Origin of the sequence: Pseudarthrobacter sp. ATCC 49987 (assembly GCF_009928425.1) — a bacterium.
GTDB lineage: Bacteria > Actinomycetota > Actinomycetes > Actinomycetales > Micrococcaceae > Arthrobacter.
The window spans coordinates 1,418,464-1,433,644 of the sequence record NZ_JAABNS010000001.1; the positions used below are offsets into that span (position 1 = coordinate 1,418,464).

The following is a 15,181-nucleotide window of genomic DNA, read 5'->3' on the forward strand; positions in this document are numbered from 1 at the left end:
TAGTCATTACAAAGCCCGCGGACACACCCCATAAACGCGACTGTAGTACTGGCACCGGAACAGTTCAGCAAGGCCGCGGGTGCGGTCCGGACCGCGTAGCAATACGCCAGGCCCGGGCCGTGCCCGCGACTTCGTTAAAGGATGCGGCTAGGCTGGATCCCTGACACGGGGTGCCGCGCATCGAGCCGGCTGAGATCCAGACCCGTTGAACCTGTCCGGTTAGCACCGGCGAAGGGATGTCTCCCGTGACCACCGCCTCCTCGTTTCTTCCTGCTGTCCCCGCCCCTGCCGCCCCCCGCATCCCACGGGTGCTCGCAATCGCCGGCTCCGACCCCTCGGGCGGGGCCGGGATCCAGGCCGACCTCAAAAGCATTGCCGCCCATGGCGGCTACGGCATGGCGGCCATCACCGCACTGACCGCCCAGAACACCCGCGGCGTCAGCGCCGTCCACGTCCCGCCGGCGGACTTCCTGACCGCCCAGCTCGACGCGATCAGCGAGGACATCAGCATCGATGCCGTCAAGATCGGGATGCTGGGGGATGCCGCCGTGATCGACGCCGTCCGCAGCTGGCTGGAGAAGGTCCGGCCCGCCGTCGTCGTGCTGGACCCCGTGATGGTGGCGACGAGCGGCGACCGGCTGCTGCAGGAGTCCGCCGAGGCGGCCCTGCAGGCGCTCCTGCCGTACGCGGACCTGATTACGCCCAACCTCGCCGAACTCGCGATCCTGCTCGAAGAACCCGTCGCGGGCAACTGGGCCGCGGCGCTGGAGCAGGGCAAGCGGCTCGCCGCCCACACCGGCACGACGGTACTGGTCAAGGGCGGCCACCTCGACGGCGATCCCGGTACCCACAGCAATGACGGCGGATGCCCGGACGCGCTGGTCAACACCGCCGGACTCCTGGCCCAGGACGTCGTGGTGGTGCCGGGGGAGCGGGTGCCCACCCGCAACAGCCACGGCACCGGCTGCTCGCTGTCCTCGGCGATGGCAACCGTGCAGGCCAGGGTCGGCGACTGGGAGGCTGCACTCCGGGAGGTCAAGCCCTGGCTGCAGGAGGCGCTGCGTACCTCGGCGGACCTCGACGTCGGCAGCGGCAACGGCCCGGTCCATCACTTCCACCACGTCCAGCAGCAGACCGAGGCCCACGGCAGGACAGGCCGGGTACCGGCCGAGGGTGAATTCGCCCTCGCGCTCCGGGACGCCGCCGCCGCGGACCTCGAGGCGATCTGCGGCCTGGACTTCATCAAGGCCCTGGCCGACGGATCGCTCCCGGAGCAGGAGTTTGCGTACTACCTCGCCCAGGACGCCCTCTACCTGAACGGCTATTCCCGGGTCCTGTCCCGCGCCGCCGCGATCGCGCCCACGGAGGCCGAACAGCTCTTCTGGGCCCGCTCCGCGCAGAACTGCCTCGACGTCGAATCCGAGCTGCACCGGACCTGGCTGAAGGGCCGCACGGCCACAGTGACGCCCGGACCGGTCACCAAGTCCTACGTGGACCATCTGCTGGCCGCCTCGGTCTCCGGCAGTTACGGGGTGCTCGTGGCCGCCGTGCTGCCGTGCTTCTGGCTCTACGCCGAAGTAGGGGAGGCCCTGCACGCGCAGTTCCTCGCCGCAGGCGCCCCGGAATCGCACCCCTACGCGGTGTGGCTGCGCACCTACGCCGATGAGGAGTTCGCCGCCGCCACCCGGCAGGCCATCGCCCACACCGACGCCGCGGCCCGGGCGGCCTCGCCGGGTGAACGGGACGCCATGACCCTGGCTTTCCGGCAGTCCGCCCGCTACGAGGTTGACTTCTTCGACGCGCCGCGGCTGCACGCCTGACGTGCAGTGCCCGGGGGAGCCTGTACGATAGGTGGGCACGGTTCCGGAAGTCGTTGCGGCAACGTCCTGTCCATACAGGGTGGCGCCTATCACGTACCTCCCTTCGGAACCAGCCTCATTTGCGGCCGAAGGCAAAATTAGCGTAGTCTAGATCTTCGGTGCTTACGCCAACACTTGGGTTATGACCTTGAGGACGCTCCACTTGATTTCAGGTGCGATTGTCCACGGGATAGCTCATGGGTCCCCCCGGGGAACCCACCGGCGTAGAGGCACAGCGTGAGCCGGACCATAAACTTTGGACCCAGGTTCCGCACGCAAATCTAGTAATAAACGTCGAGAGAAGTGAGTTCCCCAGTGGTGTACGCGATTGTCCGCGCAGGCGGCCGCCAAGAGAAGGTTTCCGTTGGAGACTTCGTTACCCTGAACCGCGTCCCCGGTGGAGCCGGCAGCACCTTTGAGTTGCCCGCACTGCTCCTGGTAGACGGTGACAAGGTCACGTCTGCAGCTTCGGACCTGGCCAAGGTAAAGGTTACGGCTGAGATCCTTGAGGACCTTCGCGGTCCCAAGATCGTCATCCAGAAGTTCAAGAACAAGACCGGCTACAAGAAGCGCCAGGGTCACCGTCAGGAATTGACCAAGGTCAAGATCACCGGTATCAAGTAACTACTCGTTACTGTTCAGGTTTTCAGCAGATTCCCCAGAATTTTAAGGCAGGCATTTCCAAATGGCACATAAAAAAGGCGCGAGTTCCACTCGCAACGGTCGTGACTCGAACGCCCAGTACCTCGGCGTCAAGCGCTTCGGCGGCCAAGTAGTTTCCGCAGGCGAGATCATCGTCCGCCAGCGTGGCACCCACTTCCACCCGGGCGCCGGCGTTGGCCGCGGCGGCGACGACACCCTGTTCGCCCTGACCCCCGGCGCTGTCGAGTTCGGCACCCGCCGCGGTCGTCGCGTTGTAAACATTGTGACTGCTGCAGCTGCAGAGTAACAAGAAGTCTTAAATCGGTGGGGCGGGCCATTAGGTCCGCTCCACCGGTGTTTTAACCGCATTACAATCATCCTGGGCGTCTTTGGACACCTGAGGGAACAGCACTGAGGAGATCCACGTGGCTAGCTTTGTAGACCGGGTAGTACTGCACGTATCCGGCGGTACCGGCGGCCACGGTTGTGTCTCCGTCCACCGCGAGAAGTTCAAGCCGCTGGGCGGTCCTGACGGCGGCAACGGCGGCAACGGCGGTGACGTCATCCTGCGTGTTGACCCCCAGACCACCACCCTGCTTGACTACCACCACGCCCCGCACCGCCACGCCACCAACGGCGGCCCCGGCATGGGCGACTGGCGCGCCGGCAAACACGGCGAAACCCTGATCCTTCCGGTCCCCGTCGGCACCGTGGTCAAGTCCAAGGCCGGCGAAGTCCTCGCCGACCTCGTCAGCGAAGGCGCCGAATACATCGCGGCCGCCGGCGGCATCGGCGGCCTCGGCAACGCCTCGCTCTCCTCGCAGAAGCGCCGCGCGCCCGGCTTCGCGCTGCTCGGCATCGAAGGCGAGTCCAGCGACGTCGTCCTGGAACTGAAGTCCATCGCCGACATCGCCCTCGTCGGTTTCCCCTCCGCCGGGAAGTCCAGCCTGATCGCCGCCATGTCGGCCGCCCGGCCCAAGATCGCCGATTACCCCTTCACCACCCTGATCCCGAACCTCGGTGTCGTCCAGGCCGGCGAGGTGCGCTTCACCATCGCCGACGTCCCGGGCCTGATCGAAGGCGCCAGCGAAGGCAAGGGCCTCGGCCACCACTTCCTGCGCCACGTTGAGCGCTGCGCCGCCCTCGTCCATGTCCTCGACTGCGGCACGCTCGAGTCCGACCGTGACCCGCTCTCCGACCTCGCCGTCATCGAGGCCGAGCTGGAAAAATACGCCGTGGACATGAGCTACAGCGGGGCCGACGGCGAAGTCGTGCCGCTGAACCACCGCCCCCGGTTGATCGCCCTGAACAAGGTGGACCTGCCGGACGGCAAGGACATGGCAGAATTTGTCCGCCCGGAACTTGAATCCCGCGGCTACAAGGTCTTCGAAATCTCGGCAACCAGCCACGAGGGCCTCCGCCAGCTTGGCTTTGCCATGGCAGAAATCGTCCAGGCGGCCCGCGACGCCCTCGCTGCCGCCCCGCCGAAGGTGCACGCACCGGTGCTCAAGCCCCGCGCCGTCAACGAGTCCGGCTTCAAGATCCGCCGCGAGGAGAAGAACCTGGAGCCCCTGTTCCGGGTCCTGGGCGACAAGCCCGTGCGCTGGGTCAAACAGACCGACTTCACCAACGAGGAAGCCATCGGCTACCTCGCCGACCGCCTGGCCAAGCTCGGCGTCGAAAATGAACTCTTCAAGCAGGGTGCCAAGCCTGGCGACATGGTGGTCATCGGCGAGGACGACGGCGTCGTCTTCGACTGGGAGCCGACCATGATGGCCGGCGCCGAACTGCTGGCCGCCCCGCGCGGCACCGACGTGCGCTTCGCTGACATCGGCGACCGTCCCACCCGTGGGCAGAAGCGCGACGAACAGGTCGAACGCCGCGAGGCCAAGGCCGCGGCCCGCGCCGAGCTCGAAGCTGAGCGCAAGGCCGGCATCTGGACCGAATCCGTCAGCAGCCGCCGGGTCGCCAAACCGCTCAAGGAGAGTGGACTGGGCGCAACAGATGACGAGTAAAGCCGTCACCATGGCCACCCCGGCAGCCAGCCCGGATCGCCGACCGGCAGTGTCCACGCCGGCCCCGGACCGGTCTGTGCTCTCCGGCGCCCGCCGGATTGTGGTGAAGGTGGGATCGTCGTCCCTGACGTCCATCAAGGGCGGCATCTCGGAAGAGGCCCTGACAGACCTCGCTGACGCCCTCGCCCACAAGCGCAACGCCGGAACCGAGATCATCCTGGTGTCCTCCGGCGCGATCGCCGCCGGGCTCGCCCCGCTGGGGCTGGCGAAGCGTCCCCGCGACCTCGCCACCCAGCAGGCGGCCGCGAGCGTGGGCCAGGGCCTGCTGATGGCCCGCTACACGCACGCCTTCGGCGCCCACGGCGTCACCGTCAGCCAGGTGCTCCTCACCGCCGAAGACTTCATGCGCCGCAGCCAGCACACCAACGCCCTGCGCGCCCTCGACCGGCTGCTCAACCTCGGTGTCGTGCCCGTGGTCAACGAAAACGACACCGTCGCCACCCATGAGATCCGCTTCGGCGACAACGACCGGCTCGCGGCTCTCGTGGCCCACCTGGTCCGCGCCGACGCCCTCGTGCTGCTCTCCGACGTCGACTCCCTTTACGACGGCCCGCCCGCGCACGGCGCCCGGCGGATCTCCCATGTCACCGGTCCGCAGGACCTGGAGGGTGTCAGCATCGGACGTACCGGCAAGGCCGGAACCGGCACCGGGGGAATGGTCACCAAAGTGGAAGCGGCCACCATTGCCGCCGGTTCCGGCATTCCCGCCCTCGTCACCTCCACCGGAAACGCCGCCGCCGCGCTGGCGGGCCAGGACGTGGGCACCTGGTTCTCCATTAACGGCGCCCGGAAACCGGTCCGCCTCCTCTGGCTGGCGCACCTCGCCTCCGTGGAGGGCACGCTGGTGCTCGACGACGGCGCCGTCCAGGCCGTCCGCGACCGCCACACCTCGCTGCTCCCGGCCGGCATATCCGCCGTGCACGGACATTTCGAGGCCGGCGACGCCGTGGAGATGGTCTCTTCCGAGGGCACCGTCATCGCCCGCGGCCTGGTCAACTACGGCGCCGAGGAGCTGCCGCAGATGCTGGGCCGCTCCACAAAGGAGCTGGGCAAGACGCTCGGCCGCGGATATGACCGGGTAGTTGTTCATGTTGACGATCTGGTGCTGGTCTAAGCCTCCCGCTCGCCTAAACTGGAAGCATGACTGAGGCCCTGACCCCCCGCTCTGCCGTGCTCGCCGAGAAGCTGTTTGCCGACGGTCTCCTCCCCGCGGACGGACCGGCGGAACTTGACGTCGAGGCAGCCGTCCACGCCATCGCCGACCGCTCCCGCCAGGCCTCCCGCCAGATGGCCCGGGCCAACCGGGCGTGGAAGGACCGCGGGCTGCGCGCCATCGCCGCTGCACTGCTGGAGCGCAAGGCCCACATCCTCGCCGCCAATGCCAAGGACGTGGCGGCCGGAAGAGCCAACGGCACATCCGCGGCCATGCTGGACCGGCTCACCCTCACCGACGCCCGCATCCAGGGCCTCGCCGGCGCGCTGGAAAACCTCGCCAACCTTCCCGACCCGGTCGGCAACGTGGTGCGCGGCCAGACCCTGCCCAACGGACTGCGGCTGCGCCAGGTCAATGTCCCCATGGGCGTGGTCGCCGCCATTTACGAGGCCCGGCCCAACGTCACCGTCGACATCGCCGGGCTCGGCCTGAAGAGCGGCAATGCGGTCATCCTCCGCGGCGGGACCGCCGCTGCCGCCACCAACGAAGCCCTCGTTGCAGTGCTCCGCGACGCCCTGGAGTCGGTGGGCCTGCCCGCCGACGCCGTGCAGAGCGTTGACCAGTTCGGCCGCGAAGGCGCCAACGCCCTGATGCGCGCCCGCGGACGGGTCGACGTCCTGATTCCCCGCGGCGGCCGGGACCTTATCCAGTCCGTCGTGGCCAACGCCAAGGTCCCCGTGATTGAGACCGGCGAAGGCAATGTGCACATCTTCCTGGACGCCTCCGCCAACGAGGACATGGCCGTGGAGATCCTGCTGAACGCCAAGACCCAGCGGCCCAGCGTCTGCAACACCGTCGAAACCCTGCTGGTCCACTCCGCCTCGACCGTGCTGCCCGCCGTCGCCGCCGCCCTCCGCGCTGCCGGCGTCACGCTCCATGCCGACGAACGGATCCGCGCCGCGCTGCCGGCTTCCGTCGACTCCGTCCCCGCCACGGACGAGGACTGGGCCACCGAGTACATGGACCTGGACCTCGCCGTGGCCATGGTGGACAGCCTGGACGACGCCGTCAAGCACATCCGCACCTGGTCCACCGGCCATACCGAGGCCATCCTGACCAACGACCTCGGCAACGCCGAGCGGTTTATCGCCGAGGTCGATTCGGCCGCTGTGATTGTCAATGCGTCCACCCGCTTCACCGACGGCGGCGAACTCGGTCTGGGCGCCGAAGTGGGCATTTCCACCCAGAAGCTGCACGCCCGTGGCCCCATGGGCCTGACGGAACTGACCACCACCAAGTGGATCGTCCAGGGCGAGGGCCAGATCAGGGCCTAGTAACGCTGTAACATGGAACAGAAGTCCGGAACGGCGGGGATACCCGCCGTCGTCAAATCTTGAACTCACTAGGGGAGAACATGCTGTCGCAGCAGATCGCCACAATCGTCGCCGCCGCGGGCGGAACAGGCCACGAGGAACTCGCACCGATTATTGCGCCGCCGTTCGTCGTCGGCGGCGTGATGTTCGCGCTCCTTATGGTCCTGCTGTTCGTCACACTGTCCTACGGCAACCTGGGCAGGCGCCACGAAGCCGTCGAGGAGCACGCGGATCCGCACCGCCAGCACCCGAACAAGCACGATCACAGCCAAGGCCACTAATATTTCCGCCATCGTGAAGCAGCGCGGCGCCAAGCGCCGCCTGCGTCTGGGTGTGATGGGCGGCACCTTTGACCCCATCCATCACGGCCACCTTGTCGCGGCCAGCGAGGTCGCAGCCAAGTTCGACCTGGACGAGGTCGTCTTCGTGCCGACGGGCCAGCCCTGGCAGAAGATGAGCAAAAAGGTCAGCGAGGCCGAGCACCGGTACCTCATGACCGTCATCGCCACGGCGTCCAACCCGCGCTTCACCGTCAGCCGGGTGGACGTGGACCGGCCCGGGCCCACATACACGATCGACACCCTCCGGGACCTGCACACGCTGCGCCCTGACGCGGACCTGTTCTTCATTACCGGCGCTGACGCCCTGGCACAGATCCTGTCCTGGAAGGACATCGACGAACTGTGGTCGCTCGCGCACTTCGTCGGCGTCACCCGGCCGGGCCATGTCCTGGATGGAATGGGCCGCAAGGACGTCAGCCTGCTCGAGGTTCCCGCGATGGCGATCTCCTCGACGGACTGCCGCACCAGGGTTGCGGCAGGGAACCCCGTCTGGTACCTCGTCCCCGACGGCGTGGTGCAGTACATTGCCAAGTACGGACTCTACGGCGGCGACCCGGACACCGGGGACACTTCCGCCGGCAATGGCGCCGTCCGCTATGACCGCAGCACCGAGATAGCCCAACCCGCCAGCACCGAATGAGTTTGCAATGAGTCAGGAACAGCCACCAATCCGCAGCCGTCGCGAACTGCGACAGGCCAGAGATGAACGCCTGGAAGCGAACCAGGAGCCCGGAACCCCAGGTCCCGGCGCGGTTCCGCCTGCCTCGAATACCCCTGTTGATCCCGGCGAGCCCACCGAAGCGGAAGTCACCGGCCGGCGCCGGATTCCCGGACCCGTGGACTCGGCCCGCAACACCGCCGGCTCGGAACGGTCCTCGCAGGTCCGTGCCCGGGACCGCGCCACCTTGCGCACCATCAAGGAACTCGCCGAAAAAGAAGGCAATCTCGCCGGCGGCGGACAGCCCACCAGGCGCCAGCTCCGGCTGCTGCAGCTGGCCGCCGAAACGTCCCCGGCGACCGCAGCCAACCTGATCGTCCCCGCCTCGCCCCGGACCCGGGCCACCCCGGTCGTCCCCCGGCCCGGCGCGGACAGCCCTCCCGCTGACACCGCCAAAGCCCCCGGGCGGACGGCCGACGGCGCCCCGGCCGGCCCAGGCGGTCAGAGTCCCGCGGGGATGACCGTGGAACAGGCCCTCGCCGCACGGGAACTCCTGGCCCAGCAGGCCCAGAACCAGCTGGCCAAAATGGAGCACATCAACGCCACGGACCCCGACTCCGTCGATCCTCAGGTCCTGGCGGAGCAGATCGCCCTGGCCGAGCGGGCCGCCGTCCTGAACCGCCGGGCCGCCGCCAAGCAGAAGCTGGCCGAACAGGCCAGCACGCCGGAACCGGCGCGGAACGACCCCACCACAGCCAACAACCTGGCGATGGTCACACCCCTGGAGTTCGTCCAGGTCCCCGGCGTGGAGCGGCCCGTCTTGAAGCGCCCTGCCACGTCCTACGTTCCGGTCGTGACCAACCCGGGCCCCCGGGTTGAGCCGTCCCGGAAGTCCGGTACCCGCCGTCAGGGTGCACCACGGCGGGGGGCTGCGGGCTCTGCATCCGGCCGCGCCGGCGTGCTTGCCCGCGCCGAAGCCGCCGCCAAGGCTGCCTCGGCACCGCAGGTAGTGTCCAGGCCCGCGCCAGGGATCCCCTCCGCGGGCATGTCCGAGGAGGACTTCACCGGCAGGCCACCCGTCGCCGCGAACACCGCCTACGGGCTCGATCCCCTCGACGCGGACACCGCCGGCCTCGGCCCGGCGCGGCGTCTGCGCCTCGTGCAGCTGGCGGTGCTGGCCCTCGGCGTCATTGCGCTGATTGCCGGCATCACACTGATCATCACTGGCCTCTCCGGCTAAGCACCTTCGTTCGTGGCCTTGCCCTTCCGGCAGACGGCCATTCCACGCATTTCCACAACAAAAGCTTTTTCACCCCAACAAGGAGTCCCGTGACTGCAACAGAATCATCCATCGCCTCAGCCCGCCACGCAGCCCGAGCTGCCGCGGAAAAACTCGCCGAGGACATCGTCGCCATGGACGTCAGCGAACGGCTGGCCCTGGCCGACATCTTCCTGATTGCCTCCGCACCGTCCGAACGCCAGGTCAACGCCATCGTCGACGGCATTGAAGACGAACTCTCCAAGTTCGAGCTCAAGCCGATCCGCCGTGAAGGACGCTCCGGCGGCCGCTGGGTCCTGCTGGACTACGGCGACATCGTCATCCACGTCCAGCACGAGGAGGACCGCGTGTTCTACGCCTTGGAGCGCCTCTGGAAGGACTGCCCCGTCGTGGACCTGCAGCTCGGCGACGACGCGTCCGCGAAGGCCGCCGCAGCCTCCGACGCGGAGTAGCAGCCCGGAGCAGCGGAATATGCCCGATTTGGAATTTTCCGAAAGGCTGTTCTAAGATATTTGAGTTGCTTCGGAGAGATCCGGACAAAATGCCGGGACCGGAAGCGTGAGCTGACGGGGTCGGAGCAACGAAAATTCGGGGCTGTGGCGCAGCTGGTAGCGCACCTGCATGGCATGCAGGGGGTCAGGGGTTCGAGTCCCCTCAGCTCCACCGGATAATCCGCCGGAATCGAAAGATTCCGGCGGATTTTTTTATTGCCGGGTTACCGCCATGGTGCGGAGTAAGTCTGTGAGCAGGGGGTCTTGCCGGAATTCCAGCGCGGCCGGGCGCGCCGATTCGCGTGAACCGGAATTGTGGTTTAAGATAAACAGGTTGCTTCAGGGAAGACGGTCCTTTGCAGGACAGATTTCTGCGGCAAATTCGGGGCTGTGGCGCAGCTGGTAGCGCACCTGCATGGCATGCAGGGGGTCAGGGGTTCGAGTCCCCTCAGCTCCACCGAAGAGGTCCTGCTCATTGAGCAGGGCCTCCTTTGTTGTACGGGTGTCGCCGTCTTACAGTGGTCGCCGTCTTACAGGGGTCCCCGCTCGGCGCGGACACCCGCCAACGGTGTCACCTGCCGCGGCGCCGGCTCTCCCGCCAGGCCCGCCACGCGCCCGTGGACCACAGGGCCCACAGCACCAGCAGCGGCTGGAACAGCAGTCGGACTCCGCGGCTCACGTCCGAGTTCAGGCCGAACGAATCGGTGCCCGTGGCGAACTGCGAGATGTTCCCCGGGAAGACCGCTACGAAGAAGGCCGCAACTATCCACCCCAGGGCCACCCGTCGGCGCCTGAGCAGCAAGAGGCCCAGTCCCAGTCCGATCTCCACCAGGCCGGAAGCGACCACCACAAAGTCGACGTCCAGCGGCAGCCAGGCCGGCACCTGGGCGCGGAACGCCTCACGTGCCCAGCCCAAGTGGCTGACGCCGGCCAGGATCAGGAACCCGCCCAGCACCAGCCGCCCGGCGGTCCGCGAGCCGGAGCCCAGCCGGGAATTCGTGTCCTTGGGCCTAACCGGGGTGTGAGCCATGGGGTGCCGCCTTCTGTGTGGTGGAGCCAGCTTAGCAATGCCGTCTCAAAGGACCCCGGCCCTTTCACGACGGGGCTGTTGCCGGAGCAAGAGGCATGGATGGCAGCCGGCCCCCGGCGCCCGCGCTGAACACCAGCGGGCTGCTCGACTAAAGTTGAGGACGTGAATGAGACCCTGCCCCCGTGCCCTGAATGCTCCAGCGAATACACGTACGAGATGGGGGCGCTCCTGGTCTGCCCGGAGTGCGCATATGAATGGTCGCCCGCCGCGGAAACGGAGCCCGGCGATCAGGAAGCGAAGCCGATCAAGGACGCCGTCGGCAACATCCTCGCCGACGGCGACACCGTCACGGTCATCAAGGACCTCAAGATCAAGGGCAGTTCCACCGTCATCAAAGTGGGCACCAAGGTCCGGGGTATCCGGCTCGTCAACGGTGTCGGCGACCACGACATCGACTGCAAGGTCGACGGCGTCGGGCCCATGCAGCTGAAATCCAGCGTGGTCAAGAAGATCTGAGCGTTTATGTCCGCAGGGATTGACGTCCCGGTCCGCTCCGTCGACGTCGTGGTCATTGGCGGAGGCCAGGCCGGGCTCTCCGCCGCCTACCACCTGCAGCGCCGCGGCCTGGTCCCGGCAGGGACCGCTCCGGAAGGCTTTGAACCATCCGGCGGGCGGGCCATGAGCTACATCGTCCTCGACGCCGAAGACGGCCCCGGGGGAGCCTGGCGCCACCGCTGGAAGAGCCTCCGCATGGCCACCGTGAACGGCATCAGCGACCTGCCCGGCATCCCGCAACCCTCCGTCGATCCGGAGGAAGCCAGCTCAAGCTTCCTGACCCGTTACTTCGACGGCTACGAACACCAGCTCGCCCTGGCGATCGAACGTCCCGTCAAAGTCCGGGCCGTCTCCCGGGAGGACAACAACCCGGCCGGGCGGCTGCGGATCACCACCCCCCGCGGCGACTGGTCCGCCCGGGCCATCGTCAACGCGACCGGCAACTGGACCCGGCCGTTCTGGCCGATCTACCCGGGACGGGCCACCTTCCAGGGACGGCAGCTGCACGTTGCGGACTACGTCTCAGCCGAGGAATTCCGCGGCCGGCACGTCATCGTGGTGGGCGGTGGCATCTCTGCCGTCGGCCTGCTCGACGAAATCTCCCGGGTCACCACCACCAGCTGGTTCACCCGCCGGGAACCCCTCTGGCGGGACGCCGCCTTCGACCGCCAGGCCGGGCACGACGCCGTCGCGCTGGTCGAGGAGCGCGTCCGGCAGGGCCTTCCGCCGCAGAGTGTCGTTGCCGTGACCCGTCTGATCTGGACTCCGGCCCTGCGGGCGGCCGCCGCCCGCGGTGTCCTGGAGCGCCACCCCATGTTCACCGATATCTGGCCCGGGGGAGTGCAGATGGCGGACGGCAGCTTCCTGTCCGCCGACGTGATCCTCTGGGCCACCGGCTTCCGCGCCGAACTGGAACACCTCGCCCCGCTGCACCTGCGCGGCCCGGGCGGCGGGATCGCCATGGACGGCACCCAGGTGGCCGCGGAACCACGGGTCCACCTGGTGGGCTACGGACCGTCCTCGTCCACGATCGGCGCCAACCGTGCCGGCCGGGCCGCCGTGGCGGGCATCCTGCGTTTCTTGGGGGAGCAGGATAAGTTTGCAGGGGCCCTCACTCACCGGGCCTGAACACCCTGACTCATCAACCCCACTCACCAAAAGGCGGCAGCTCGCGCGTGGCGGACAACAAGCTCGAATCCCTCTTCTCCCGGCTGGGCAGGTTCCCGGATGTGGAGGCGGCCAACCTGCAGGCCTGGGACGCTACGGACACGCTTCTCCTGGACACGGCCCGCGACATGCTGGCGGCCGGGCTCCTGCGCCCGGGCAGGCTCGCCGTCGTCGGGGACCGCTACGGCGCGCTGACCCTGGGGGCGCTGGCTCTGGGCGGACCGAACCCCGACGGGGACGGACCCGGCCTGGTGAACGGTCCGGTCCGGGTGCACCAGGACCTCATCACCGGTGAACGTGCCCTCCGCAACAACGCCGGGAAGTTGGACGTCGACGGCGGCTTCGAACAGTTGCCGCTCGGCGCCGGGCTCCTGTCCGGAGCCACCGTGGTGCTGCTCCAGCTGCCCAAGTCCCTCGCGGAGCTGGAGGAGATTGCTGACGCCGTCGCCCGCCATGCCGCGCCCGACGTCGTGCTGCTGGCCGGCGGCCGGGTCAAACACATGAGCCTGGGCATGAACGCCGTGCTCGAACGCCACTTCAGCGAGGTCCAGCCGCAGCGTGCCCGCCAGAAGTCGCGGGTCCTTCTCGCCCGGGTTCCCAGAGCTGCCACCGGTGCCCCGACGTTCCCCATCACGGAGGTCAATGCCGGGCTCGGATTGACCGTCTGCGCCCGGGGCGCCGTTTTTGCCGGCACCGGGCTGGACATCGGCACCCGGTTCCTGTTGGACTTCCTGCCCCAGATGCCGCCGGCACGGCATGCGATCGACCTGGGCTGCGGCACCGGAATCCTCGCCGCCATGTACGCCCGCAGCAACCCCGGTTCCCTGGTCACGGCGACGGACCAGTCCGCCGCCGCCGTCGACTCCGCCCGGGCGACCGCGCAGGCCAACGGCCTCGCAGGCCAGGTCACTGTCCTGCAGGACGACGCCATGGCCTCGCTGCCGGCGGCCAGCGCCGATTTGATCCTGCTCAACCCGCCCTTCCACGTTGGCGCGGCGGTGCATGCCGGGGCCGGCATCAAACTGATCGAGGCGGCCGGCCGGGTCCTCGCGCCGGGCGGGGAACTCTGGACGGTGTTCAACAGCCACCTGCACTACCGGCCCGTGCTGGAGCGGCTGGTCGGTCCCACCCGCGAAGTCGGCAGGAACCCAAAATTCACGGTGACGGCAAGCACCCGCAAATCCGCCGAAGTGTGAAGCGGGGCGTGTGGGCGGTCACAGGGGCGTAACGTACGATTCTGACATAAGCAGTGCGCAGCCAAAGACGTTTAGGGGTATCAGTGTCTGAGATCCGCCAGCCCTCGCCGAGGCGCGGAACCAATTTGCCCCGCATGGGGGACTTCAACCTCACGGTGATCGTCGATGCCATCCGGCGTTCCCCGGCCGGCCTCAGCCGGGTGGAACTGGCCCAGATCGTTGGCCTGTCCCCGCAGACCATCTCCAACATCTCCCGCCGGCTGCTGGACCAGGACCTGATCTACGAGGCAGGCAAGGAAGGTACCGGGCCGGGCAAGCCGCGGACCATGCTCAGGCTCAAGTCCTCCGGAATGTACGCCGTGGGTGTCCACCTGGATCCGGCCGTGACCACGTTCGTGGTACTGGACCTGGTCGGGGCGGTGGTCAAGCATTCCCGGATCAAGACCCCCGCCGGTACCGATCCCGGGTCCGTGATCGAGACCATCGCCGCCGAAATCAAGCAGCTCATCACGGACTCCGGCGTCGACCCCGCCCGGATCGCCGGCCTCGGGATCGCCTCGCCCGGCCCGATCGACCTCGAGGAGGGCACCGTCGTCGACCCGCCGCTCCTGCTCGGCTGGGACCGCGTGCCGCTCCGCGACGCGCTGGCCGCGGCCACCGGTTTATCCACCATCGTGGACAAGGACGTCACCAGTGCCGCCGTGGCGGAGACCTGGGCAGGCGGTCCGAGCGGCGCCGGAAGCTTCGTCTTTATGTACATGGGCACCGGAATCGGCTGCGGGATCGTACTCAATGACGAAGTCGTCCGCGGCACCTCGGGCAACGCCGGCGAGATCGGCCACATCATGGTTGATCCCGATGGCCCGCTGTGCGACTGCGGCCTGCGCGGCTGCGTCAAGTCCTCCTGCATTCCGCAGGTGCTGGTGGCACGGGCCGTCGAAGCCGGCGTACTGGAGGGCCCGCTCGAGGCCGTGACCGGCCCCGCCATCCAGGAAAGCTTCGCCGCACTGTGTGCCGCGGCCGGCGCCGGCGACCCGAAGGCAGAAGCGATCATCGACCACTCCGCCGTGCTGGTGGCCCGTGCGGTCTCCGCCGTCACCAACGCCCTGGACGTGGACCGTGTTGTTTTCGGCGGACCCTTCTGGACCTGCCTTTCGCAGCGCTACCTCGAACGGATCCCGGAGCTCGTCCGCGAAGGCAGCGCCACCCGGAAAATCCATGAGATCGAAGTCGTCGGCACCGGTGTCGGCGAGGACGTCGGCGCGATCGGCGCCGCCTGCCTCGTGCTCGAACACACCCTGGCACCCCGGTCGCAGCGGCTCCTGCTGGAGGGGTAGAGCCGGTGGGCCGAACCCGGCGGAC

Annotated in this window: 15 protein-coding genes, 2 tRNA genes and 1 riboswitch; of the genes, 16 read left to right on the plus strand and 1 reads right to left on the minus strand. The window is 68.1% G+C overall.

The genetic code is table 11. The features are described from left to right. The first annotated feature begins 156 nt into the window (after positions 1-156). Positions 157-254: riboswitch (TPP riboswitch) on the plus strand. From GXK59_RS06810 to GXK59_RS06865, 12 genes are all read left to right on the plus strand, one after another. Continuing rightward, complete coding sequence (locus GXK59_RS06810) at positions 237-1,820, plus strand: bifunctional hydroxymethylpyrimidine kinase/phosphomethylpyrimidine kinase (RefSeq protein ID WP_160665430.1); 1,584 nt, start codon at positions 237-239, stop codon at positions 1,818-1,820. It overlaps the preceding riboswitch by 18 nt. 354 nt (positions 1,821-2,174) lie before the next feature. Next, positions 2,175-2,483, plus strand: a complete 309-nt coding sequence (gene rplU / locus GXK59_RS06815; RefSeq protein WP_024368343.1) for a 50S ribosomal protein L21 — start codon at positions 2,175-2,177, stop codon at positions 2,481-2,483. A gap of 61 nt (positions 2,484-2,544) precedes the next feature. Continuing rightward, positions 2,545-2,808, plus strand: a complete 264-nt coding sequence (gene rpmA / locus GXK59_RS06820; protein ID WP_120949928.1) for a 50S ribosomal protein L27 — start codon at positions 2,545-2,547, stop codon at positions 2,806-2,808. Between the two features lie 118 nt (positions 2,809-2,926). Further along, positions 2,927-4,516 (plus strand): GTPase ObgE, encoded by a 1,590-nt coding sequence (gene obgE, locus GXK59_RS06825; protein WP_160665432.1) that lies wholly within the window; start codon positions 2,927-2,929, stop codon positions 4,514-4,516. 10 nt (positions 4,517-4,526) lie between these two features. Beyond that, positions 4,527-5,690 (plus strand): glutamate 5-kinase, encoded by a 1,164-nt coding sequence (gene proB / locus GXK59_RS06830; protein ID WP_160669035.1) that lies wholly within the window; start codon positions 4,527-4,529, stop codon positions 5,688-5,690. A gap of 26 nt (positions 5,691-5,716) precedes the next feature. After that, positions 5,717-7,063 carry a glutamate-5-semialdehyde dehydrogenase gene (locus tag GXK59_RS06835; RefSeq protein WP_160665434.1) on the plus strand — a complete coding sequence of 449 codons (1,347 nt, stop codon included), beginning with the start codon at positions 5,717-5,719 and terminating at the stop codon, positions 7,061-7,063. Positions 7,064-7,143: 80 nt separating this feature from the next. Then, positions 7,144-7,383: a hypothetical protein gene (locus GXK59_RS06840; RefSeq protein ID WP_160665436.1), complete on the plus strand. Its 240-nt coding sequence runs from the start codon at positions 7,144-7,146 to the stop codon at positions 7,381-7,383. Between the two features lie 55 nt (positions 7,384-7,438). Then, on the plus strand, positions 7,439-8,083 hold the full coding sequence (gene nadD / locus GXK59_RS06845; protein ID WP_237393979.1) for a nicotinate-nucleotide adenylyltransferase: 645 nt from the start codon (positions 7,439-7,441) through the stop codon (positions 8,081-8,083). Between the two features lie 7 nt (positions 8,084-8,090). Then, positions 8,091-9,341 carry a hypothetical protein gene (locus tag GXK59_RS06850; protein WP_160665438.1) on the plus strand — a complete coding sequence of 417 codons (1,251 nt, stop codon included), beginning with the start codon at positions 8,091-8,093 and terminating at the stop codon, positions 9,339-9,341. 89 nt (positions 9,342-9,430) lie between these two features. Next, a complete protein-coding gene (rsfS, locus tag GXK59_RS06855) occupies positions 9,431-9,832 on the plus strand; it encodes a ribosome silencing factor (protein ID WP_024368350.1) in 402 nt (133 codons plus the stop codon). Between the two features lie 138 nt (positions 9,833-9,970). Beyond that, positions 9,971-10,043, plus strand: a tRNA-Ala gene (locus GXK59_RS06860). 212 nt (positions 10,044-10,255) lie between these two features. Beyond that, positions 10,256-10,328 (plus strand) — tRNA-Ala (locus tag GXK59_RS06865). 114 nt (positions 10,329-10,442) lie between these two features. Here the strand turns inward: GXK59_RS06865 and GXK59_RS06870 are convergent. After that, positions 10,443-10,901 (minus strand): DoxX family protein, encoded by a 459-nt coding sequence (locus tag GXK59_RS06870; RefSeq protein ID WP_160665440.1) that lies wholly within the window; start codon positions 10,899-10,901, stop codon positions 10,443-10,445. A gap of 162 nt (positions 10,902-11,063) precedes the next feature. Between GXK59_RS06870 and GXK59_RS06875 the strand changes: the two genes are divergently transcribed. From GXK59_RS06875 to GXK59_RS06890, 4 genes are all read left to right on the plus strand, one after another. Beyond that, the gene (locus GXK59_RS06875; RefSeq protein WP_160665442.1) at positions 11,064-11,417 is read left to right on the plus strand and encodes a zinc ribbon domain-containing protein YjdM; all 354 of its coding nucleotides are present in this window, start codon (positions 11,064-11,066) and stop codon (positions 11,415-11,417) included. A gap of 6 nt (positions 11,418-11,423) precedes the next feature. Further along, the gene (locus GXK59_RS06880) at positions 11,424-12,584 is read left to right on the plus strand and encodes an NAD(P)-binding domain-containing protein (RefSeq protein ID WP_160665444.1); all 1,161 of its coding nucleotides are present in this window, start codon (positions 11,424-11,426) and stop codon (positions 12,582-12,584) included. A gap of 47 nt (positions 12,585-12,631) precedes the next feature. Beyond that, positions 12,632-13,819: a class I SAM-dependent methyltransferase gene (locus GXK59_RS06885; RefSeq protein WP_160665446.1), complete on the plus strand. Its 1,188-nt coding sequence runs from the start codon at positions 12,632-12,634 to the stop codon at positions 13,817-13,819. Positions 13,820-13,902: 83 nt separating this feature from the next. Beyond that, positions 13,903-15,156, plus strand: a complete 1,254-nt coding sequence (locus GXK59_RS06890) for an ROK family transcriptional regulator (protein WP_237393808.1) — start codon at positions 13,903-13,905, stop codon at positions 15,154-15,156. Positions 15,157-15,181 lie beyond the last annotated feature (25 nt).